Source organism: Micromonospora humidisoli (genome assembly GCF_016900955.1).
Lineage (GTDB): Bacteria > Actinomycetota > Actinomycetes > Mycobacteriales > Micromonosporaceae > Micromonospora > Micromonospora wenchangensis.
Map to the genome: position 1 here is coordinate 112,501 of NZ_JAFEUO010000009.1, position 22,581 is coordinate 135,081.

Here is a 22,581-nt window from a genome sequence, read left to right on the forward strand (position 1 = left end):
GTTTTCGCTGATCGTGGCGTTTTCGGTCGGCCGGGGAGCGGCACGGGGCAGGCCCGCCCGTCAGGTCCAGGTCGACGCTTGCGGTGCCGTCGCGATCCGTGCCGGGCGGCCCGCGACGGCAACCGCGAGTACGGTTCTGGTGCCCGACAGGTGAAGAAACAGGTCTCCTCGTCGGCTCGTCGCGGCGCACGCGGCCGGCCCGGCGGTGACGGCCCGTGGAGGGAGCGAGGATGACGATGCGTACGGCACTCGTGGTACGGGGCGGATGGGAGGGGCACCAGCCGGTCCGGGCGACCGAGCTGTTCCTGCCGTTCCTTGAGGACAACGGCTACACCGTACGGGTCGAGGAGTCCACGGCGGTCTACGCCGACGCCGACGCGATGGCCGGCACCGACCTCGTCGTGCAGTGCATGACGATGGCCGAGATCACCGCCGACGAGGTGGCCGGCCTGCGGGCGGCGGTCGTCGCCGGGACGGGCCTGACCGGCTGGCACGGCGGCATCGTGGACGCGTTCCGCGCCTCGTCGGACTACCTGCACCTGGTGGGCGGCCAGTTCGCGACCCACCCCGGCCGGGAACCCTGCGAGCGGCAGGGCGGGGAGCAGGACAACTTCCTGCCGCACACGGTGACGGTCACCGACCTCGGCCGCCAGCATCCGATCACCGCCGGGATCGCCGACTTCGACCTGGTCACCGAGCAGTACTGGGTGCTGCACGACGACCTGGTCGACGTCCTCGCCACCACCGTCCACCCCACCCGCGACTGGCACCCCTGGCACCGGCCGGTCACCTCGCCTGCGGTCTGGACCCGGCAGTGGGGGGCCGGGCGGGTCGTGGTGACCACCCCCGGGCACAGCCTCGACGTGCTGGAGCACCCGTCCGTGCGGACCGTCATCGAGAGGGGCATGCTGTGGGCGACCCGCACCGCGTCGGCATCGTAGGGCTCGGGGTCATCTCCCGCGCCTACCTGGACACCCTCGCCGACCACCCCGAGCTGCGTATCGTCGCGGTGGCCGACCTCGACGCCGACCGGTCGGCCGCCGCAGCCGCGACCCTCCCCGACGCCGAGGCGATGGGCGTCGCCCGCCTGCTCGACCACCCCGACGTGCAGACGGTGCTCAACCTCACCATCCCCGCCGCCCACGTGGAGGTCTCACTCGCCGCGATCGACGCCGGCAAGCACGTGTACGTCGAGAAGCCGCTCGCCGTGGAGCTGCCGCAGGGGCGCACGGTCCTCGACCGGGCCGCCTCGGCCGGGGTGCGGGTGGGTTGCGCGCCGGACACCGTCCTGGGCACCGGCACCCAGACGGCCCGCGCGGCGATCGACGGTGGGCTGATCGGGCGTCCGCTGGCCGCCTCGGCCGTCATGGTCACCCCCGGGCACGAGCGCTGGCATCCCCACCCCGACTTCTACTACGCCCCGGGCGGCGGCCCGTTGCTGGACATGGGCCCCTACTACCTGTCGGCGCTGATCCACCTGCTCGGTCCGGTACGCGCGGTGACCGGCACGGCCAGCCGGCTGCGCCCGGAACGGGTGATCGGCAACGGCCCGCGCCTCGGCCAGCGCGTCCCCGTCCTGGTGGACACCCACGTGTCGGGCGTGCTCGAACACGACAGTGGGGTGCTGTCCACCATCACCACCAGTTTCGACGGGGTGACCACGACGGCCGCGCCGATCGAGGTGCACGGCGAGACCGGCACCCTCGCCGTGCCCGACCCGAACTACTTCGCCGGCGAGGTCCGGCTGTGCCCGCTCGGCGGTGACGGCTGGCAGGTGCTCGCGCCGACGGCGGGCTACCGGGACGGCGCCCGGGGTCTCGGGCTGGTCGACGCGGTCCGGGCCGACGACACCCGGGCGCCCCGGGCGGGCGGTGACCTGGCGCTGCACGTGCTCGACACGATGACCGGGCTGCTCCGCTCGGCGGCCGAGGGCCGGCGGATCACGCTGGACACGACGGTGCGGCGACCCGCACCGGTGCCGCTCACCCCGGCCGGGGACTGGCAGGGACGCTGAGCGGGCCGGACGGGCCGCTGCCCCCGCCGGTCGCGGGCGGCGGTGCCGGAGCGGGCGGCGCGGCGTCCCCCCGGGTGGGGATGCGCCGCGCCGCCCGTCAGGTGACAGATGGCAGACTCGGCGGAGTGAACGACGTGGCCGCATCGCCGATGGATGGTGAGCTGGAGAGTGTCAGCCTGGTGGAGTTGGCCGTCACCCGGCTCACCCAGGAGATCCTCAGCGGCCGGAGCGACCCGGGTGAACGCCTGGTGGAGGAGCAACTGACCAGGCGGTTGGGGATCAGCCGGGCGCCGCTGCGGGAGGCGCTGCGGTTGCTCGCCCAACAGGGGCTGGTCGAGCACGTGCCCCGGCGGGGCGTCCGGGTCGCCACCCTCTCCGACCGCGACGTGCGGGAACTCTACGAGCTGCGCGACGTGCTGGAGCGGTTCGCGGTGCGGGCCGGCATCCCGGTGGCCCGCGACGACGACCTGGCCGGCCTGCGGGCGGCGCTGGAGCAGATGCGCGAGGCGGTGCGGCGCGGCGACCGGATGCTGGTCGCGCAGGCGCACCGGGCGTTCCACGTCGCGCTGGTGGCGCTCGCCGGCAACCGGAAGCTGTCCGACGTGTACGACTCGATCCTGGTGAAGTTGCAGCTCTACATGGCGATCAACCTGCGCCGTGAGGCGGAGCTGGCTCAGCCGCTCGACGGCGTGCACCGGCACGAGCGGCTGTTCGAGGCGGTCGCCGGGGGAGACCCGGAGGAGGTGCTCGCCGTGCTCTCCGCGCACGGCGCGCGCTCGTACCTCGGCTAGGTTTCCGTCGTCCTGATTGGTCGGGTACGGCACGTGGCCGGTCCGGGGTGGTGGCGGCCCGGCCTGCGGGCCGTCATGGCGTCGTTACGAGGCGGACCGTCGCTCGTAACAAGACAGTCGACAATCGACAGTATGTCAGAGCGCATCGGCACCGTCGCGGAACTACGGTCGGCCTACCGAGACGGTGCGACCAGCCCCGTCGACCAGGTCGAACGCGTGCTGGCCGGGCTCGACGGGCGGGACGGCGGACCGGTCTGGATCAGCACCGTCCCGGCGGCCGAACTGCGCGCCCGCGCCGAGGAACTGACCCGCCACCACGACCCCGCCGCGCTGCCGCTGTACGGCATCCCCTTCGCGGTCAAGGACAACATCGACGTCGCCGGGATGGTCACCACGGCCGGCTGCCCCGACTTCGGTTACCGGGCCGCGCAGGACGCGCCCGTGGTGCGCCGGTTGCGCGACGCCGGCGCGCTGCTCGTCGGCAAGACCAACCTCGACCAGTTCGCCACCGGCCTGACCGGCTCCCGCTCGCCGTACGGCAGCGGTGAGAGCGTCTTCGGCGGCGGGCTCGTCTCCGGCGGCTCCAGCTCCGGATCGGCCGTCGCGGTCGCCGCCGGCCAGGTCAGCTTCGCCCTGGGCACGGACACCGCCGGCTCCGGCCGGGTCCCGGCGGCGCTGAACGGCATCGTCGGGCTCAAACCCACCCGGGGTCTGCTCAGCACCGCCGGGGTGGTGCCGGCCTGCCGCTCGCTGGACTGCGTGTCGGTGTTCACCACCGACGTCGCGGGCGCGGTCGACGTGCTGCACGCCGCCCGGGGCGTCTCGCCGGCCGACCCGTGGGGCCGTGCCCTGCCGGCGCGACGGGCGAGCGCGGACGTGCCGGCGACGCTGCGTCTCGGGGTGCCCCGGCCGGAGGACCTCGACTTCTTCGGCGACGACGGGCAGGCCGACCGGTTCGCGGTCGGCGTACGGCGGTTGAGCGCGCTGGTCGCCGACGCGCTGCCGGTGCCGCTGGACGACTACCTCGCGGCGGGGGACCTGCTCTACCAGGGGCCCTGGGTGGCCGAACGGCTCGTTGCACTGGGCGACTTCCTGCGGGCGCATCCCGGGTCGGTCCTGCCGGTCACCCGGGCCGTGCTGGAGACCGGTCGACGCTACGACGCGGTCGACGCCTTCCGGGGCCGGCACCGGCTCCGCGAGCTGCGGGCCCGGGTGGACCGGCGGTGGCAGGAGATCGACGTGCTGGTGGTGCCCACCGTCGGCACCACGTTCACCCTCGACGAGATCGCCGAGGACCCGATCGGCCGCAACGCCGTGCTGGGCCGCTACACCCAGTTCGCCAACCTGCTCGACCTGGCCGCGGTGACCGTGCCCAACGGGTTCACCGAGGACGGCCGGCCGGCCAGCCTGACCCTGCTCGGCCCGGCGTTCAGCGACCTCACCCTGGCCCGGCTCGCCGCCGCCCTCACCGAGCCCACCCCGGTGGACGCCCACCCGGCCGGTGCTGGCACCGTCGCGGCCGCGGTGGCGGGCGGTGGCCCGGTGCCGGCTCCCGGCCCGGCGGAGCTGCTGATCGCCGTGGTGGGGCGGCACCTGGCCGGCGAGTCCCGCAACGGTGAGCTGACCGGGCACGGGGCCACCCTGGTCGGCGCGGACCGGACCGCGCCGCTCTACCGGCTCTACCGGATGGACACCCCCGACGACGAGGGACTGCCCGGCCTGGTCCGGGCCGCCCCGACCGGCCCGCCGGGCCTACCGATCGACGTCGAGCTGTGGCGGCTGCCCACGTCCGCGGTCGGCGCGTTGCTGGCCGGGGTGCCGGCACCGCTCTCCCTCGGCTGGGTCCGGCTGCACGACGGGCGGGACGTGCTCGGTTTCCTCTGCGAGGCGTACGCGGTGGGGCCGCAGGTCGAGGACATCAGCGCCACCGGTGGCTGGCGGGCCTGGCGGACCGCCGCCCGCCGCTGATCCGGACACCACCTCCGACGACGACAGGGAGCGAGGATGGGCAGCATCGGGCCGGTACCGGCCAACCCCTACCCGTGGCCGTACGACGGCACGGTGGACACCACGCGGACCGCGTTGCTCTGCATCGACTGGCAGACCGACTTCTGCGGGCCGGGCGGCTACGTCGACGCGATGGGCTACGACATCGGACTGACCCGGGCCGGACTGCCGGCCACCGCCCGGCTGCTGGCGCACGCCCGGTCGCTGGGGATGCTGGTCGTGCACACCCGCGAGGGCCACCAACCGGACCTGTCCGACCTGCCGGCGAACAAGCGTTGGCGCTCGGCCCGCATCGGTGCCGAGATCGGCGCCGCCGGACCGGCCGGGCGGATCCTGGTCCGGGGCGAACCCGGCTGGGAGATCGTCCCGGAGGTCGCCCCGGCGGCCGGCGAGGTGATCGTCGACAAGCCGGGCAAGGGCGCGTTCTACGCCACCAACCTCGACCTGGTGCTGCGGACCCGGGGCATCACCCACCTGATCCTCACCGGCATCACCACCGACGTCTGCGTGCACACCACCATGCGGGAGGCCAACGACCGGGGTTTCGAGTGCCTGATCCTGTCCGACTGCACGGGCGCGACCGACAAGGGCAACCACGACGCGGCCCTGCACATGGTGACCATGCAGGGCGGCGTCTTCGGCTGCGTCGCCACCGCCGACGACGTCATCGCCGCCACGGTGAGGTGAGGAATCCCCATGTCGACAGTCGCCGCGGCGCGGCCCACCCCGTACTCCTTCGAGCCGGCCAGCACGGCGCTGCTGGTCATCGACATGCAGCGCGACTTCCTGGAGCCCGGCGGCTTCGGGGAGAGCCTGGGCAACGACGTCGGTCAGCTCCGCCGCACCATCGCGCCGCTCGCGGCGCTGCTGGCCGACGTCCGCGCCGCCGGCCTCACCGTCGTGCACACCCGTGAGGGGCACCTGCCCGACCTGTCCGACTGCCCGCCGGCCAAGCTGCACCGGGGTGCGCCGAGCCGGCGCATCGGCGACCCGGGCCCCAACGGCCGCATCCTCGTGCGGGGCGAGTACGGCCACGACATCATCGACGAGCTGACGCCACTGCCCGGCGAGCCGGTCGTCGACAAGCCCGGCAAGGGTGCCTTCCACGCCACCGACCTGGACGCCCTGCTGCACGCGCGGGGTGTCCGCAGCCTCCTGGTCACCGGGGTCACCACGGAGGTGTGCGTGCACACCACCGTCCGGGAGGCCAACGACCGCGGGTACGAGTGCCTCGTGCTCGCCGACTGCGTCGGGTCGTACTTCCCCGAGTTCCACCGGGTCGGACTCGACATGATCGCCGCCCAGGGCGGGATCTTCGGGTGGGTCGCCGACTCCCCACAGGTACGCGCCGCGCTCGCCACCACCTCCGTGTCGCACCCCTCCTCCTGACCGGGAGCAGCCATGGTCCCCACCAAGCCCCCCACCGTCGCCCTGCCGTTCTGGGTCCGCGGCGACACCAACGCGTTCTTCGGTTTCGGCGTCAACGTCCTGGTCAACGTGCTCACCCTGACCGGGCTCTGCGTCGCCGTGGTGAACCTCCCCGAGGGGGAGGTGTTCGGCACGATCCTGCCGGCGCTGGGCATCGCCCTGGTGGTCGGCAACGTCTACTACACCCTGCTGGCGCGGCGGCTGGCCCGCCGGGAACAGCGCACCGACGTGACCGCCCTGCCGTACGGGCCGAGCGTGCCGCACATGTTCATCGTCATCTTCGTCATCATGCTGCCGATCTACCTGCGTACCAGGGACCCGGTGCGGGCCTGGGAGGCCGGCCTGGCGTGGGCCTTCATCATCGGCGTGATCGTGCTGATCGGCGCGTTCGTCGGCCCGTACATCCGCCGGTACGCGCCCCGGGCCGCCCTGCTCGGCACGCTGGCCGGGATCTCCGTCACCTTCATCTCGATGAATCCGGCCGGGCAGATGTGGCGCACGGCGTGGGTGGCGTTGCCGGTGTTCGCGCTGCTGCTGATCGGTCTGCTCACCGACGTGAAGCTGCCCTTCCAGTTTCCGATCGGGCTCGCCGCGCTGCTGGTCGGCACGGCGATCGGCTGGGCCGGTGGGGCGATGTCGGTGCCGGACGTCACCGCCGCCGCCCGGGATGTCGCGGTCGCCGTACCCTCGTTCAAGCTGGACCTGCTGCTCACCGGTCTGGGCGACATGGCGCCGCTGCTGGCCACGGCGATCCCGCTCGGGGTCTACAACTTCACCGAGGGCATGTCCAACGTGGAGAGCGCGGCGACCGCCGGTGACCACTACAACCTGCGCAGCGTCCTGCTCGCCGACGGGGCGGGCGCGGTGATCGGCGCGGCTCTCGGTTCGCCGTTCCCGCCCGCCGTCTACGTCGGACACCCGGGCTGGAAGGCGGCCGGTGGCCGCACCGGCTACTCGATGGCGACCGGCGTGGTGATCGCGGTGCTGTGCTTCCTGGGCATGTTCGGCCTGCTCGCGACGATCTTCCCGACGGCGGCCATCGTGCCGATCCTGCTCTACATCGGGCTGCTGATCGGCGCGCAGGCGTTCCAGGCGACGCCGAGGGCGCACGCCGCCGCCGTGGTCGCCGCGCTCATCCCGAACATCGCGGCCTGGGCCACCAGCCAGATCGACAACACCCTGGCGGCGGCCGGCACCACCGCCGCCACGGTGGGCGACGAGGCGCTCAACGGCGCCGGGGTGGTCTACGACGGGTTGCTCGTGCTCGGCCAGGGGGCGATCCTCGCCGGCCTGGTGCTCGGCGCGGTGGTGGTCTTCATCATCGACAAACGGTTCGTCCGGGCGGCGGTCTTCGCCGGGGTCGGTGCGGTGCTGTCGTTCGTCGGGCTGATCCACGGTGAGAAGATCGAGTGGAACGCCAACGGCCCGGTGGCGCTCGGCTACCTCTTCGTCGCGGCGATCTGTGCGGTCTTCGCGCTGGGCCGGCCCGCGCCCCGCGTCCCCGACCCGGACGAGGCCGAACTGGACCGCCGGCACGAGCCGCCCGCCCCGGCCGTCTCCACCGCCCCGGCCACCGCCACCGCCCCGCCCGCCCCGGGCGGTCCGGCCGACGGCACCCGGCCGACGTCGGCGGTCAACGGCTGAACCGACCGGCCCGGTCGGTGGTCGGTGACCCCCCACCCCGACCACCGACCGGGTCAACAGGCCGCCCATCCGACGGTGGAAAGGGACGCACCACATGGAGATCGACCGGGCGGAGGTGGTCGCCGAGGTCACGGCGGCCTTCGCCGGCTACGAACAGGCGCTGGTCGACGGCGACGCGGACCGGATCTGCGGCTACTTCTGGCAGTCCGACCGGACCGTGCGGTTCGGCCTCGCCGACCACCAGTACGGCTGGGACGAACAGCGCACGTGGCGGGCCGCCCAACCGGCGTTACCGCCCGGCCGCCGGCTGGTCGACCCGGTGGTCACCACGTTCGGCCCGGACCTCGCCGTGGTGACCACCCGGTTCGGCTACCCCGGCGCCGCCGCCACCGGTCGGCAGACCCAGACCTGGGTACGCCTGCCCGTCGGCTGGCGGATCGTCACCGCGCACGTCTCCGAGCCGGCCTGCGCGCCGGCCGACGGCGACACAGCGACCTGACCCGGCGTGGGTCGGCGGGCCGGTCAGCGTGCGGTGTCGGGCAGGTGCTTCGCCAGGTGGACGGTGCCGTCCGGGCCGGCCGGTGACAACGGCCGGTAGCCGACGCTCCGGTAGAGCGCGATGTTGCGCAGGCTCCTGGCCCCGGTGAACAGTTCGATGCGGCGGCACCCCGGTCCGGCGGCGACCTCGGCGGCCCGCAACAGCCACCGGCCCACCCCCCGCCCGCGCAGGTCGGGTACGACGGCGAGCCGCCCGAGGTGGCAGTCGGTGCCGTCGGTGCGGGTCCGCACCATGCCCAGCAGCCGACCGTCGCGCCAGAGGCCGATGGTGTGCCAGTCCGCCAGCCACTGGCGCACCTCCGGCACCGACTCGGACAACGGTGGGATGTCCAGTGTCTCGTTGACCAGGGCCTCCTCCGTCCAGCAGCACCGTTGCAGCACGGTGACCTCGGGTGCGTCGTCGCCGGTCAGCCGCCGGGCGTAGGACCCGGGCAGCGGGCCGGGGGCGGCCCGTTCCCGCTCGCGCATCGGCCGCAGGGCGTGGGCGAGCCGGACCACCTCGTCCAGCAGGGCGACGCCGGCCGCGTCGCGGTCGGCGTCGGGCCGCAGCCGGCCGTCGCGCACGGCGTCACCGATGCGCACGGCGACCGTGCTGCCCGTCGGGACCATGCGCAGGGCGGTCACCACCTGCTTGGCGTGCTCGACGGCCCGGGTGCCGGCCGAGGTGTGGCCGTAGCTGACGAAACCGATCGGCTTCCACGCCCACTCGCCGCCGAGGTAGTCCAGCGCGTTCTTCAGCGTCGCCGGCATCCCGTGGTTGTACTCCGGGGTGACGGCGAGGAAACCGTCCGCCGTGTCGACGGTGGCGCTCCACCGGCGGGTGTGCCCGTGCCGGTGGACGCCCGACGACGGCGACTCCTCCTCGTCGAGGAACGGCAGGTCCAGGTCGCCGAGCGCGACCGGCACCACCTCGACGTCGAGTGCCGCCGCCCGGCCGGCGACCGCGTCGAGCAGCCACCGGCTCACCGCGGGACCGAGCGCGCCGGGACGGGTGGCGCAGGTCAGTGCCAGGACACGGAGCGGTTTCGTTGACATGGAAACGAAGGCTAGATGCTAGATTGATTACATGTCAACAAAATCGGGGTCGGTGCGGTGGCTGACGCCCGCCGAGGAACGGGCCTGGCGGGCCCTGCGACGCGTGATGGTCGCCGTCCAGACCGGCACCGCGCACGACCTGGCGGCGATCGGCCTGTCCGAGGCCGACTACGAGGTGCTGAGCACCCTGTCGGAACAGCCCGCGCAGACCAGCACCCTCGGCGTGCAGGCCGACAAGATGGGCTGGTCCCGCAGCCGGCTGTCCCGGCACGCCAGCCGGATGGAGGCACGCGGACTGCTGCGCCGCGCCCCCGACCCGGCCGACGGGCGGGGCTGCCTGCTCGTGCTGACCGCGCCGGGGATGGCCGCCCTGCGCGACGCCGCACCCGTCCACGTCGAGTCGGTACGGCGGCACCTCGTCGACCGGCTCGCCCCGCAGGACCTCGCCGCCCTGGAACGGATCGCCGGCCGGCTGGCGCGGCCCCGGCCCGACGACGAACCCGACGGGCCACCGCCGGCAGGGGCGAGCCGACCCTAGAGCGGGAACCGCCCGTGTCGCCAGTGCCAGTGACCGCCGGCCGCCAGGTGGTCGATGATCGCGCGTTGCAGCACGGTCCGCCGGGGCAGCCGGTCGAGCGGCGTGCTGAGCGTACGGAAGGCGAACCGGCGCACCTCGACGTCGGCGTCGGGCCCGTCGGCCGGCACGTACGGGAGCAGTTCGAACCGGCGCTGGAACCGGATGATGTTGGAATCCTCGGGGAGATATTCGCGCAGCTGGGGGTCGAGCAGCCAGGAGCCGCAGGAGAACGCGGTGTGGTGCTCGTCGGGGAAGTGCCGGGGGAAGAACTCGCGGGCCTCGTCGAGGGACGCGTCGACCGCCTCCGGGCTCAGCGGCCCGGCGTCGGGGACGTGCAGGCCGATGGCGGTGCCGGACCGCTCGTGCTGGAGCCGGCCCAGCTCGTAGAGGCCGCCCCGGACGTGCAGGGTCAGCCAGCTCTGCATGACCGGCCAGCCCTCGCCGCGCATCCGCCGGTCGATCGCCAGGTTACGACCCAGGTCGGCGAGGGTCGCCCAGGAGACGCCGGCGGCGATGCCGTGCTCGCGGTGGTATCCGCGGACCACGTCGACCAGGGCCAGGTAGGCGTACACGTAGAGGTGACGCCAGGCGGGACCCCGGTCGCGGGGCAGCTCCGGGCCGGGCGACAGCCACTCGTGCCCGCCGAGGTCGGCGCGGACCAGGGCGGTCGAGCGGTCGAGCAGCCAGCGCAGCTCCGGCGTCCACTCCGGAGAGTCGCGGTCCGGCCAGCCGGCCATGATCTCGGCGGCGTCGTCCGGCGGTACCGCCAGCCGGTCGAGGAGGGCGGGTGCGTCGGCGCGGGTGGGCAACGGGGCCGACGGCCGGTCACCGGCGAGCCGGTGCACCCGCTCGACCTCCTCGACGGGCACCCCGAGCCGGGCGGCCACGGCATCCAGGTCCACCGGCCGATCCTACCGGCCACCGCCCCACCCCACGGCCCGGCGTGACCCCGGCCGCCGGTCAACGGTGCAGCGCCCCCACGGCGAGCACCACGAAGGCCACCAGGTTGACCAGCACGTGGGTGGACATCGCGACGACCAGGCCGCGCGGGCGTCGGGCGACGACCGCGAGCGGCAGCGCGAAGACCGCCACCGTCAGCCAGGCGTACGGCTGCCACAGGTGGTAGAGCGCGAACAGCACCGCACCGGCGAGCGCCGGCCGGCTGGTGGGCAGGCGGTGCAGGAGCACGCCCCGGAAGTACAGCTCCTCGACGACCGGACCGACCACGACGAAGCAGACCAGCCAGCCGGTGACCGTGACGGCGGTCTGCCAACCCGGGCGACCGGCACCGGCCACCACCGGGTCCAGTCGCCACCAGGACGGCAGGGGGACCAGGTCGTGCAGTTGCGGCTCCAGCCACTGCACCAGACCCGGTGCCAGCGCCGCGACGGCGAGCGTCGGGGCCAGCAGCCGGGCCAGCCGACCCGGCCGCGGCCAGCGGGTGTCGGGCTCGTCACGGTCACGTCGCAACCGGTGTACGAGATACAGCTCCAGCGGGGCGAGCACCAGCAGCACCGCCGCGTACATCGCCCAGACCGGCGGCAGGTCGGCCGCCGCCAGGAAAACCCCACCTGGTCGTTCGTCTGGCGGGACGTCATCACCCGGCTCGCCGCCGACTTCCGCTGCGTCGCCCCCGACCTGCCGGATTCGGGCTCTCCGTGGCACCCGCCGGTTTCGACGGCCGTCCCGCGTCCCTCGCGGCGGTGATCGAGCGGTTCGTCGTCGACCTCGACCTGACCGACGTCGTGCTCGTCGCGCAGGACTGGGGCGGCCCGATCGGGCTGCGGGTCGCCGAACTCCTGCCCGAACGCTTCGCCGGCACGGTGCTCGGCAACACCTGGGCCTGGCCGGTCACCGGCCACCGCCACTTCGAACGGTTCTCGACGCTGATGGGCGGACCGGTAGGTGGGTGGTTGATCCGACGCGCAAACCGCTTCGTCAACGTCATGATCCCGGCCGGCCACCGGCGACGGTCCGTCGGCAGCGCCGAGATGCGGCACTACCGGGCGGCGCTGGCGACCCCCGAGCGTCGGCAGGCATCAGCGGTGCTGCCCCGGGAGATCGTCCACAGTGCTCCCTTCCTCGCCGACGTCGCGTCCTGCCTGCACCTGCTCCGGGACCGGCCCGCACTGCTGCTCTGGGCCGACCGCGACATCGCGTTCCGGCGGACGGAACTGGACCGCTGGCGGCGGGAACTGCCCGACGCGACGGTCGTCGAGATTCCCGGTGCCGGCCACTTCCTCCAGTCCGACGCGCCCGTCGAGTTCGCCGACGCGCTGCGGGCCTGGCACCGCACCGCCTTCGCCACCCGGCAGGCGTCCCCGGAGAGCACCGACTGATCCCCGCCCACCGTCAGCTCACCCGGGCCGGCGGGAGCCCCGACGGGTGAGCGTGGCGGCGGCGACGAGCAGGGTCACCACGAACGCGCCGAGGACGGTCAGGCCGGCCACCCGGGCGGCCCGCGACGGGCCCGGCGTGACCGGCACGACGACCGGTCCGGCCGCGACCGGCACCGGCGGGTCGCCCTGCCGGGGCGCGAGCGCGGCGACCGCCGCGTACGCGTCGAGCATCCCGCCGCCGACCTCCCGGGTCGACCCGCCGCCCGGGACCGCGGTGCGCTCCAGCCGGGCGCGCACCTCGGCCTGGGACAACCCCGGGTGGTACGCGCGGACCAGCGCGGCGACCCCGGCGACGTACGCGGCGGCGACCGCCGCGCCACCCACCCGGTAGTGGCCGGACCCGCGCGGGGCGATCCCCAGCCCGGCCCCGGGGGCGGCCAGGTCGGTCCCCGCGTCGGCGGCCACCGGCCCGGCCGTACCGTCGGCACCCACCGCGTTGACCGCCAGCACGGTCGGAAACCCGGCCGGGTAGCCCACCGGCGGGTCCCCGCCACCGTCCCCGCCCCGGTCGGTGACGGCGGCGACCACCAGGACGTCCCGGTCGACCGCGGCCCGTACCGCGTCGGCCAGCTCGGGGGTCGCCGTGGTGACCCCGGTGGCGACCAGGATGACGTCCGCCCCGGCGGTGGTGGCGAGCCGGATGCCTGTGGCGAGCCGGGCCGGGCTGATCCGCCGGTTCGCGTCGGTGATCCGCACCGGCAGGATCTCGGCGTCCGGGGCGATCCCGCCGGGGCCCCCGCCGGCGGTAGGCCGGGCCGCGACGATGCCGGCCAGGGCGGTGCCCCGACCGACGCAGTCGCTGTCGGCCCGCCCGCCGGTGACGTCGGCACCCGCGCGTACCGCCCCGGCCAGGGCGGGCGCGGCGGCGCTCACCCCGCTGTCCACGACGGCGACCACCACCCCGGCCCCCCGGGTCAACGGCCAGCTGCTCTGCGGGGCGAGCAGGCGTAGCGCCCACGGCGTCTCCCGGACCGTCACCGGGGACGGCCCGACGCAGCTCCCCGCCGTCGCCGGCAGCGGTGGCGGTTCCCCGTCGGCGGCCCCGGCCGGCGACCCCACCAGCACCGCGACGGCGACCAGCGTCCCGACGACCCCGGCCCGCCGACGACCGGCCGCACCCGTCACGGCAGCACACCCCGGGCCACCGCCGGCTCCACCGGTTCCGGCAGGGCCGCCGGCTCCACCGGTTCCGGCAGGACGGCGGCGTCGGCCGCCCGGCGGGTAAGCCGGCGGGCCCGGCGGCCGAACACCCCCACTGCGGTGAGCAGGAGGAGCCCCAGCCCGGCGGCCAGCAGCGCCGGCCAGGTGCCGGAGCCGGCGTGGTCCGGCTCCGCCGCCGCGTCCGGGCCGGTGCCGACCGCCGCCAGCGGGTCGACCATGCCCCAGCCGTGCTCCGGGCTCGGGCTCGACCGGACGCCCGGGTCGGCGGTGGCGGCGATCCGGCGGGCCACCTGGACGGCGTCCGCCCCGGGCAGCGCCGTGCGGACCAGCGCGGCGACCCCGGCGACGTAGGCGACGGCGTACTCGGTGCCGGTGCGGGACCGCGGCGTGGTCGCGCCGACGCCGAGGGTCGGCACGTCCAGGCCCGGCGCGGTCACGTCGACCCCACCGGCCGGATACGCCAGGACGGGCCGACGGTCGGGGCCGACCCCGGCGACCCGGAGCAGCCCCTCCTGGGCCGCCGCCGGGGTGCCGTCGGCGGTGGTGGCGGGGGCGACCACCACCACGTCGTGCGCCACGGCCGACCGGACGGCCTCGGTCACGGCCGGATCGGTGAGTTTCGCGTACCCACCCAGGGCCACCACCGTCGCGCCCGCCGACACGGCGACCTCGATGCCGAGTGCCGTCCGCCGTGGATCGGCGTCGGTGGCGTCGGCGACGACCCGTACCGGCAGGACCGCTGCCTCGGGGGCGACGCCGACCACCGGCGGCCCGGGTGAGCCGGTGCCGGCGGACGCCGCGATCACACTCGCCATCGCGGTGCCGGTGCCCAGGCAGTCGGTGTCGGCGCGGGCCTTGCCGGTGATGACGTCCGAACCCGGCGCGACCCGCCCGGAGAGGGCGGCCAGTTCCCCGTCGACGCCGGAGTCGACCACCGCCACCAGCGCGCCGGCACCGGTGCTGTGCGGCCAGGCGCGCGCCGGGGACAGCTCCGGGTCGACCCACGGGGACCCGGCGTTGTTCCCGGAAGCGGCGTCGACACAGCCCGCAACGCGCGCACCGGCGGGGGACCGGCCGGGCTTCGCCGTCGGGGTGTCCGCCGGCAGCAGGCCGTAGCGGACCTCGTCGCCGGACGCGTCCCAGGGCAGCACCAGCAGCCAACCGGGGGACAGCCGCTGCCCGACGGCGGTGAGGGCCCGGCCGTCGGGCTGCCGGCGTCCCTCGTTGAGCCGGTAGACCTCGTCGGCCCGGTCGGGGTCGGCCAGGAACCGGGCGGCCACCCCGGTCAGGTCCGTCACCGCCTCCTCGGACCCGCCGGGGACCGTGTAGTACTTCACGTACGTCGGGGGCGGTGCCGGGGCCGCCCGGGCCACACCGGGCGGGGCGAGCAGCAGCGCGCAGGTCGCCATGAGGCAACCCAGCGACCGGGTCCAGGACACCAGCAACCGGCTCATCCACCGTCTCCTCGTCACCTGCGGGCATCGGCCGGTGGGACGCCCCGGCCCGGCGGGGCCGTCCGACGTGGCACCCCGGGACCACAACGGCGCGCCGCCGGTCACGGTTCACCCCGGCCGTCGGGAAACCGGCCGCCGGTCACGGTGCCCCACTGCCGGCAGCGGACCCGTCGCCGTGGGCCACCCCGCCCGGTGCGACGCCACCCGAACCCATGCCGGTCGGGGCCACGGCGGCGACGGGGTCGGGTCGGGCGGGGACGCCCGGCCGGACCGTCACCGACCAGCGCGCCCGCAACGCCCGGCCGACGACGACAGGCACCAGCCGGTGCCCGGTGAGGGCGGTTATCCGGCGGGCGAAGGCCAGCTCGGGGCCGGTCAGGGCGGCGCTGCACAGCACCCCGGTGCCGTCGGGCAGGTCCGCCTCCCCGGTGGGGAAGGCCGCCCGGCGGACCCAGCCGTCGGGCAGGTCGGGGCCGAACAGGTCACCGATCACGGTGACCGAGTGCCCGGCGGTGTGCACCTGCTCGGCGATCGTCCGGGCCCGGTGCCGGGCGGCCTCGACCGGGCCGGTGACCGTGAACACGTCCGAGGTGCCGGCCAGGTCGACCCAGAGCGCCCAGCCCCGCCGGTGGCCGAGCCGGACCGGGAGCCGCATCGACGGTCGGGGTTGCGCCGGGATCTGCCAGGCGTGGTGCGGCGGCCCGCCGCCGGCCGCCGCCCCCGGCACCCGGACCACCAGGGTGCCGGCCGGCGAGGTCACCTCGGTGTCGAGGTCGCCGTCGACGCCCGGCGGCACCGGGCCGGCGTCGGGACCATCCACGGTACGGCCCGCAGCGGGCCGTACCGTCGCGTCGGTGCGTACCCCGGCTTCTGCCACCGGGGCGGGACGGTCCGCGGGGGACGGTCGTCGCGGTGGGTCGGGTCGTGCCGGGTCCGGGCCGCCGGCCGGCACGGCGGCGCAGGCCCCGTCGGCTGTCGGGTCGGCCCCGGCGGCCTGGTGCGGGGCGGGGGACACCGCGTCGCCTGCGGGCCGGGCGGGCCGGGTGCGCCGGCGTCGGGGCGTCCGGCGCAGCAGGGTGGCGACGAGCAGGGCGACGGCGGCGAGTCCGGCCAGGACGACCAGTCGACCTGTGTGCCCCGGGTCGGCCGTGGCCGGTGGGGCGTCGTTCCCGCCGGTCGGGGGCAGCGCGCCGATGCGCACGCCCGGCCCCCGCGCGTCCGGGGGCAGCGCCAGCACCCAGCCGGGGCGTAGTTCGGCCGGGTCGGTCAACCGTCCGCCGTCGGGCTGGCGGCGGCCCCGGTTCAGCTCGAAGACCTCCCGGTACCGGTTGCCGTCGCCGAGGGTGGTGGCCGCGATCTGGTAGAGGTACTCCCGCTGCCCGCCCACCGGCGGCCCCACCACGTAGTACCGTCCGGCCGGCGTCGCCTCGGCGGAGTGCGTGGCGGGCGGCGTCGCGGTGGCGGACCCCGTCCCGACCGACCCCACGTGTGACGGTGCCGGGTGGACGGACCCCGGGCCGGGTGGCGTCGCCCCGGCGGGCACCGTACCCGCGGCGTGGGCGGCGGCGAGCAGAAGCGCGGCCAGGACCGCCGCCGTCGTGACGACGACGCCGCTCCGCCCGGACCGGAGGGCGACCCGTCGGATCACCTGTCGCCCGCCGGTGGTGGTCGGGAATCGCACGGTCAGCCTCCTTGATCCTCCACCGGGGCGTAGCCCTTCCCCGGCCGCTGCCTACAACGGCGGCGACCGGCGATCTGTTCAGTACGGCTTCGCCGTCCGCCCGTCCGCCCGTCCGGTTGGCCGAATCGCAATCGACCGGACCCGGGCCCGCCACGGAGGAGGCCGTAGCCTGGGCGGGCCACGACGACGCTGGGAGGTAGCGCTGTCCCGCCCGCTTCCGGTGACCGGACGCCACCGGACCCGCTGGTCCCGTCCACTGGTCGCCCTGCTGCTCGGTGGGCTCGCCGTCCCGGCGTCGACGGCGGCCGTGGCGACGTCGGCGACGGCCGCCCCCGCCCCCTCGCCCCCGACCGGCGCGCCGGCCCGGCCGGGCACCGCGCCGAACGGCTTCGTGAAGTACCTGGTGGTCGGCGCGGAACAGGGCCGGGTCGACCACCTCTGGGAGGTCGCGTTACGGGTCCTCGGCGACGCGCAGCGGTACCCGGAGATCTTCGCCCTGAACAAGGGCCGGGTCCAACCGGACGGCACCGCGGTCACCGACCCCGCCGTGCTGCGCCGGGGCTGGGTCCTGGTGCTGCCCTGGGACGCCGTCGGCGCGGGCGTCAGCTACGGCCCGTTGCCGGCGTTCACCCCGGCCCGTCCGACGGCGACGCCCCGCCCCCGGCCGAGCACCCCGCCGGCCAGCGCCCTGGTCTGCACGGTGGCCCCGAACCGGCGGATCGGCGGGGTGCCGTGGGCGCAGCTGCGGCTGACCCCGGAGGTGGCCTGGACCCGGGGCCGGGGCGCGGGGGTCACGGTCGCGGTCATCGACTCCGGGGTGGACGCCACCGTGCCGGCCCTCGCCGGCCGGGTCCGTCCCGGTGCGGACGCCGCGGCCGGCGGCGACGCCCGGGGGGACCGGGACTGCACCGGCCACGGCACCGCGCTGGCCGGGATCGCCGCCGCCGCCCGGCAGCGGGGCACCGACTTCGTGGGTCTCGCCCCCGAGGCCACCGTCCTGCCGGTCCGCGTCGGCATGGCCGCCGGCACAGCGGAGTCGACCGAGCTGGTGACCGCGCTGCGGATGGCGAGCACGGCCGGGGCCGGGGTGGCCGTGGTCGGCGGTTCGGTGGACACCACCGACAAGCGGGTGGTCGCGGCGCTGCGCGCGGCGGTGACCCGGGGCACCACCGTGGTGGTGGCGGCCCGCCCGGCGACGGCCGTGCAGGGTGCCGCCCTGCCGCCGGGGGTGCTGCGGGTCGGCGCGGTGGGCCCGGACGACCGGTTGGCCGAGGTGCACCGCCCCGGCGAGGTCGACGTGGTGGCGCCGGGCGTGGACGTGGCGGGCCTCGGGGTCGGCTCGGGCGAGGTGCAGGGCACCGGCACGGACTACGCCGTGGCGTTCGTCGCCGGGCTGGTCGCCCTGGTCCGCTCCAGCACACCCCGGTTGGACGCGGTCGAGGCGGCGGCCCGGATCACGGCCACGGCCGATGGGGCGGCGTCACCGGCGGCCGGACCCGACCCGTGGCACGGCTGGGGCATGATCAATCCGGCGGCGGCGGTGAACGCCACCCCGGCCGGTGTCGCCACCACCGTGGAACAGCGGAGTCCGGCCGGCGCGATCGCCGCGCTGGCGGCGATCCTCACCCTGGTCACCCTCACCGTCGGCCTGCGGCGTCGGCGTCGGCGCTGACCCGTCCCGCCCGTCCCCGCCGCCGGGCGGACGGTCAGCCGACGGGCACGGGGTCGGGCTCGACGTACCCGGTCTGGATCATCCGGTGTCCGCGCCGGGTCAGCACCATCGCCCGGCCGGGCGGCAGGTGCCGTCCCTTCACCCCGCCCAGCAGCGGCCCCTCCGTCGGCGGGCAGGACAGGGCGAGATCCGGGCTGCTGGCCTCCTGGAGGCGACGCAGCAGCGGATCCATCGACATCCGCATCAGGTTCGCGGTGCCCCGTACGACCACCATGTGCAGCCCGATGTCGACGCCGTGCGGAACGTACGGGATGAGGGGTTGCAAGGGGTTGTCCTGCCCGGCGAGCATCTCGAAGTCGTCGACCAGGACGAACAGCCGCGGCCCGGTCCACCAGTCGCGACGGCGCAACTGCTCGGGGCTGATCTCCTTGCCCGGCAGCCGCCCCTTGAGGCCGACCACCGCGTCGGCGACCGTCTCCCGGGTGGAGTCGGTCGAGACCGAGTAGCCGAGGCGGTACTCGGCCGGCACCGAGTCGAACAGCTGCCGCCGGTAGTCGACGATCAGGATGCGCGCCTCGGCCGGGGTGAACCTGCCGACGATCAGGCGGGCCAGGTGGCGCAGCAGGTTGGTCTTGCCGCTCTGGCTGTCGCCGAGCCCGGTCAGGTGCGGCAGCTCTGAGAAGTCGTGCCAGTACGGCTTCAGGTCGGTCTCGTCCAGACCGAGCGGCACCCACAGGTCGCCCTCGGCCGGCGGCAGGTCGGCGGCGGGCAGCACCGCCGGCAGGGTACGCACCGGCGTCGCCACCGGCCCGGCCCAGAACTCGGCGACCGTGCCGGCCAGCTCACGCGCCCCCTCGGCGGTGCTCGCCGGGTCGGGCACCCCGTCGATGCGCGGCAGCGCCCCCAGGAAGTGCAGCTTCTCCGGGGTGAGGCCGTGCCCCGGCGCACGTGGCACGGTCGCCGCCAACCGCAGGTCGATGGCGGAGTCGACGGCGTCGCCGAGGCGCAGCTCCAGTTTGATGCCGAGCTGGTCGCGCATGCTGTGGTGCACCTCCGACCAGCGGGCCGCGCTGACGATCAGGTGGACGCCGAAGTTGAGCCCCCGGGCGGCGATCTGCCGCAGCGCCACCTCCAGCGCCTCGAACTCCTGCCGCAGCGTGAACCAGCCGTCGACCACCAGGAACACGTCGCCGTACGGGTCGTCGGCGACCCGACCGTCGGCCCGCAACTGCCGGTAGGTCTGGATGCTGTCGATGCCCTGCTCGGTGAAGCGCCGCTCCCGCTGGTTGATCAGGCCGGTCACCTCGGCGACGGTCCGGCCGACCCGGTCGGTGTCGAGCCGGCCGGCGACACTGCCCACGTGGGGCAGCCCGGCGACGGTGCCCAGGGTGCCGCCGCCGAAGTCCAGGCAGTAGAACTGCACCTCGGTGGGACGGTGGGTGAGCGCCAGCGCGCAGATCAGGGTCCGGATCAGGGTGCTCTTGCCGCTGCGGGTGCCGCCGGCCACGCCGATGTGCCCACCCACCCCGGACAGGTCCACGGTGAGCAGATCACGCAGCTGCTCGTAGGGCTTGTCGATGAACCCGAGCGGGACGACCAGCCGGCCGTTGCCGGGCCAGTCCGCGGCGACCAGCCCGAGGTCGGGGTCGGGGGTCAGCGCCGGCAGCAGGCTGTCCAGGGTGGGGGATTCGGCCAGCGGCGGCAGCCAGACCTGGTGGGCCGGCGGGCCGGAGTCGACGAGCTGGTCGGCGACGATCGCGAACACGCTGCGCGCGGCCGGCTCCGCCCCGTCCACCGGCGGCGTGTCGGCCCCGGCCGCCGTGGTGTCCGCTGCGGCGCTCGGTGTACCGGCTCCGGCCGGGTCGGTCGCGGGTGTGCCGTCGGCGGGCCGTACCGCCGGGGTCGGCTGCTCCGCCGCCACCGGGTCCAGCCGGTAGGGCACCACCTGCCGCTGGACCACGTCCTGCCGGACCCGGGCCCGGCGGGGACGGTACTCCCCGGAGACGTACGCGGCCTTGAACCGCAGCAGCGTCGACACGTCCATCCGCAGGTAGCCGTTGCCCGGGGCGGCCGGCAACTCGTAGGCGTCGGGTACCCCGATCACCGAGCGGGACTCCATCGCCGAGAAGGTCCGCAACCCGATCCGGTACGACAGGTGCGACTCCAACTGCCCGATCCGGCCGTCGTCGACGCGTTGGCTGGCCAGCAGCAGGTGCACGGCCAGCGATCGGCCGAGCCGCCCGATCATGACGAACAGGTCGATGAAGTCCCGGTGTGCGGCGAGCAGCTCGGAGAACTCGTCGACGACCACGAAGAGGGTGGGCAGCGGGTCCAGCGGGGCGCCGCCGGCCCGGGCCTTCTCGTACTCCAGCACCGAGCTGTAGCCGCCGGCGGCCCGTAGCAGCTCCTGCCGGCGGACCAGCTCGCCGTGCAGGGCGTCGCGCATCCGGCCGACCAGCGACGCCTCGTCGGCCAGGTTGGTGATCACCGCCGAGGTGTGCGGCAGCCGGTCCAGGCCGAGGAAGGTCGCCCCGCCCTTGAAGTCGACGAGCACCAGGTTGAGCGTCTCCGAGGAGTGCGTGACGGCCAACGCCAGCACCAGCGTCCGCAGCAGCTCGCTCTTGCCGGAGCCGGTCGCGCCGATCAGCATCCCGTGCGGGCCCATGCCGCCCAGCGCGGACTCCTTGATGTCCAGCTCGACCGGGGCGCCGGTGGCGTCCACCCCGATCGGCACCCGCAGCCGCTCGTCCGGCCCGCGCCGGTCACGCAACGCGGCCAGCTCCAACCGTTCCAGGTCGGGGATGCGCAGCAGGGTGCCGAGGTCGAAGTCGGCCTTCATCGGTTCGGGGGCCAGTTCGGTGCTGACCGCCAGCCGGTAGGGCGACAGCAGCCGGGCGACCGTGCGGGCCGCCGCCGGGCCGAGCAGGTCGGGGGTGGCGAGCACCTGTCGGGTCTCCTGGCCCACCCGGTCCCGCCCGAGCATGGTCAGCGTGCCGTCGGCGACCTCCAGGTTGAGGATGCCCTTGCCGGTGGCCACCGGCGGGTCGTCCAGGTCGACGAAGACCGCGTTGCGGTAGCCGCCGGCGGTGAGCCGGTGACCGGCCGGCACCCGGCCGCCGTCGCGGACCACCACCACGTACGGCTCCTCCCGGTCGGGGGTGACGCCCGGCTCGTAGCGGGGACGGCCGGTGAACTCCGCGCCGAGCAGCCGTTCGAGGCGTTCGATCCCGTCGGCGGCCAGCCGTGACGCGCCGGCGGCGTCCTGCTCGGTGGGGTGCTGGGCGTGCGGCAGCCACTTGACCCACTCCCAGGCCGCCGACCCGGCCGGGTCGACACAGAGCGCCACCCGCACCTCCTCCGGTGCGTGCAACGCGCCGAGCTGGGTGAGCAGGGCCCGCAGCAGCGCCCGCGCCGCCGTCCGGTCCCCGGTCACCCGGATCTCGGCGAAGCCCGGCAGGAACAGCGCGACCGGTTGGTCCGGCAGGGTGCTGTACGCCCGGATGAACCGGCGCAGCGCCTTCGCGGCGACCGGTTCGAGATCCTCCACCGGCTTGGTCTGCATCGGCGCGATCCGGACCGCCAGCCGCTGCTCGCCGGTGCCGACCCGGATCTCCAGGAAGTCCGGGTGGGTGGGGCGGCGCTCCCAGCGACGCGTGGTCATCGCCAGCGACCACAGTGACGCCGGGTCGGGGTGCCGCCACAGGCTGGAGTCGCGCTGGTCCTGGGCGAACCGGCGGGCCCGACGGCGGTGCTGGGCGAGGTAGCGCAGGTAGTCGCGGCGGTCACCGCCGTGACGCTGCTTGCGTTCCCCGCTGCTGGCGATGACCGAGCCGATCATCACCCCGCCCATGGCCACCGCCATCATGCCGGCCATCACCCAGGTCAACGGGCCCCGCGACGGGCCCATGAACATCAGCATCATCACGCCGGTCATCAGCGCCATCGGCAGCACCATCATCGCCTGCCGGGCCCCGTTGTGCTGCGGCTCGCTCAGCTCCGGCGGCTCCTGGAGGGTCAGCTCCCCGGTGGGCATCTCCGGCCCGTTGCGTCGTGCCGGCCGCCGGAACAGCACCGTCCCCATGGTCGTCTCCCTCCACCCGGGCCGTCGGCCCCCAGGACCGTCGGCCCCCCTCCACAACGGAGCACGGGCCGATCCGGGT

18 protein-coding genes are annotated in these 22,581 nt (G+C 75.4%); 11 read left to right on the forward strand and 7 right to left on the reverse strand.

What is annotated here, in order from left to right; translation table 11 throughout:
• The first annotated feature begins 230 nt into the window (after positions 1-230).
• From JQN84_RS27910 to JQN84_RS27945, 8 genes are all read left to right on the forward strand, one after another.
• Positions 231-941 (forward strand): ThuA domain-containing protein, encoded by a 711-nt coding sequence (locus JQN84_RS27910; RefSeq protein ID WP_204961544.1) that lies wholly within the window; start codon positions 231-233, stop codon positions 939-941.
• Positions 911-2,014, forward strand: coding sequence for a Gfo/Idh/MocA family protein (locus JQN84_RS27915; RefSeq protein WP_204961545.1), 1,104 nt, complete (start codon positions 911-913; stop codon positions 2,012-2,014). Before JQN84_RS27910 ends, JQN84_RS27915 begins: the two co-directional genes overlap by 31 nt.
• A 125-nt stretch (positions 2,015-2,139) precedes the next feature.
• Positions 2,140-2,805 carry a GntR family transcriptional regulator gene (locus JQN84_RS27920; RefSeq protein WP_204961546.1) on the forward strand — a complete coding sequence of 222 codons (666 nt, stop codon included), beginning with the start codon at positions 2,140-2,142 and terminating at the stop codon, positions 2,803-2,805.
• Between the two features lie 132 nt (positions 2,806-2,937).
• On the forward strand, positions 2,938-4,773 hold the full coding sequence (gene atzF / locus JQN84_RS27925) for an allophanate hydrolase (protein ID WP_204961547.1): 1,836 nt from the start codon (positions 2,938-2,940) through the stop codon (positions 4,771-4,773).
• A 36-nt stretch (positions 4,774-4,809) separates the two neighbouring features.
• Positions 4,810-5,499, forward strand: coding sequence for a biuret amidohydrolase (gene biuH / locus JQN84_RS27930; protein WP_204961548.1), 690 nt, complete (start codon positions 4,810-4,812; stop codon positions 5,497-5,499).
• Between the two features lie 9 nt (positions 5,500-5,508).
• Positions 5,509-6,201 carry a cysteine hydrolase family protein gene (locus tag JQN84_RS27935; RefSeq protein ID WP_204961549.1) on the forward strand — a complete coding sequence of 231 codons (693 nt, stop codon included), beginning with the start codon at positions 5,509-5,511 and terminating at the stop codon, positions 6,199-6,201.
• A gap of 12 nt (positions 6,202-6,213) precedes the next feature.
• Positions 6,214-7,884, forward strand: coding sequence for a regulator (locus tag JQN84_RS27940; RefSeq protein WP_204961550.1), 1,671 nt, complete (start codon positions 6,214-6,216; stop codon positions 7,882-7,884).
• Positions 7,885-7,978: 94 nt separating this feature from the next.
• The gene (locus JQN84_RS27945) at positions 7,979-8,383 is read left to right on the forward strand and encodes an AtzH-like domain-containing protein (RefSeq protein WP_204961551.1); all 405 of its coding nucleotides are present in this window, start codon (positions 7,979-7,981) and stop codon (positions 8,381-8,383) included.
• 23 nt (positions 8,384-8,406) lie between these two features.
• Here JQN84_RS27945 and JQN84_RS27950 read toward each other — a convergent pair whose 3' ends face one another.
• Entirely contained in the window at positions 8,407-9,477 is a 1,071-nt protein-coding gene (locus JQN84_RS27950; protein ID WP_204961552.1) for a bifunctional NAD(P)H-dependent oxidoreductase/GNAT family N-acetyltransferase, read from the reverse strand.
• A gap of 31 nt (positions 9,478-9,508) precedes the next feature.
• Between JQN84_RS27950 and JQN84_RS27955 the strand changes: the two genes are divergently transcribed.
• The gene (locus JQN84_RS27955) at positions 9,509-10,015 is read left to right on the forward strand and encodes a MarR family winged helix-turn-helix transcriptional regulator (RefSeq protein WP_204961553.1); all 507 of its coding nucleotides are present in this window, start codon (positions 9,509-9,511) and stop codon (positions 10,013-10,015) included.
• Here the strand turns inward: JQN84_RS27955 and JQN84_RS27960 are convergent.
• Positions 10,012-10,956, reverse strand: a complete 945-nt coding sequence (locus JQN84_RS27960; RefSeq protein ID WP_204961554.1) for an acyltransferase domain-containing protein — start codon at positions 10,954-10,956, stop codon at positions 10,012-10,014. The genes JQN84_RS27955 and JQN84_RS27960 overlap by 4 nt on opposite strands.
• Before the next feature lie 58 nt (positions 10,957-11,014).
• On the reverse strand, positions 11,015-11,581 hold the full coding sequence (locus JQN84_RS27965; RefSeq protein ID WP_204961555.1) for a CPBP family intramembrane glutamic endopeptidase: 567 nt from the start codon (positions 11,579-11,581) through the stop codon (positions 11,015-11,017).
• A gap of 95 nt (positions 11,582-11,676) precedes the next feature.
• Between JQN84_RS27965 and JQN84_RS27970 the strand changes: the two genes are divergently transcribed.
• Positions 11,677-12,393, forward strand: a complete 717-nt coding sequence (locus tag JQN84_RS27970) for an alpha/beta fold hydrolase (RefSeq protein ID WP_239486355.1) — start codon at positions 11,677-11,679, stop codon at positions 12,391-12,393.
• Between the two features lie 18 nt (positions 12,394-12,411).
• On the opposite strand, the gene JQN84_RS27975 is transcribed toward JQN84_RS27970, so the two are convergent.
• The 3 genes from JQN84_RS27975 to JQN84_RS27985 form a co-directional block, all read right to left on the reverse strand.
• A complete protein-coding gene (locus JQN84_RS27975) occupies positions 12,412-13,578 on the reverse strand; it encodes a S8 family serine peptidase (protein WP_204961557.1) in 1,167 nt (388 codons plus the stop codon).
• A complete protein-coding gene (locus JQN84_RS27980) occupies positions 13,575-15,068 on the reverse strand; it encodes a S8 family serine peptidase (protein WP_204961558.1) in 1,494 nt (497 codons plus the stop codon). The genes JQN84_RS27975 and JQN84_RS27980 overlap by 4 nt, the downstream gene beginning before the upstream one ends.
• 139 nt (positions 15,069-15,207) lie before the next feature.
• Positions 15,208-16,749: a hypothetical protein gene (locus JQN84_RS27985; RefSeq protein ID WP_204961559.1), complete on the reverse strand. Its 1,542-nt coding sequence runs from the start codon at positions 16,747-16,749 to the stop codon at positions 15,208-15,210.
• A gap of 220 nt (positions 16,750-16,969) precedes the next feature.
• Here JQN84_RS27985 and JQN84_RS27990 point away from each other — a divergent pair, with 220 nt between their 5' ends.
• On the forward strand, positions 16,970-18,421 hold the full coding sequence (locus JQN84_RS27990) for a S8 family serine peptidase (protein ID WP_204961560.1): 1,452 nt from the start codon (positions 16,970-16,972) through the stop codon (positions 18,419-18,421).
• A gap of 34 nt (positions 18,422-18,455) precedes the next feature.
• On the opposite strand, the gene eccCa is transcribed toward JQN84_RS27990, so the two are convergent.
• Entirely contained in the window at positions 18,456-22,502 is a 4,047-nt protein-coding gene (eccCa, locus tag JQN84_RS27995; protein ID WP_204961561.1) for a type VII secretion protein EccCa, read from the reverse strand.
• Positions 22,503-22,581: the final 79 nt, after the last annotated feature.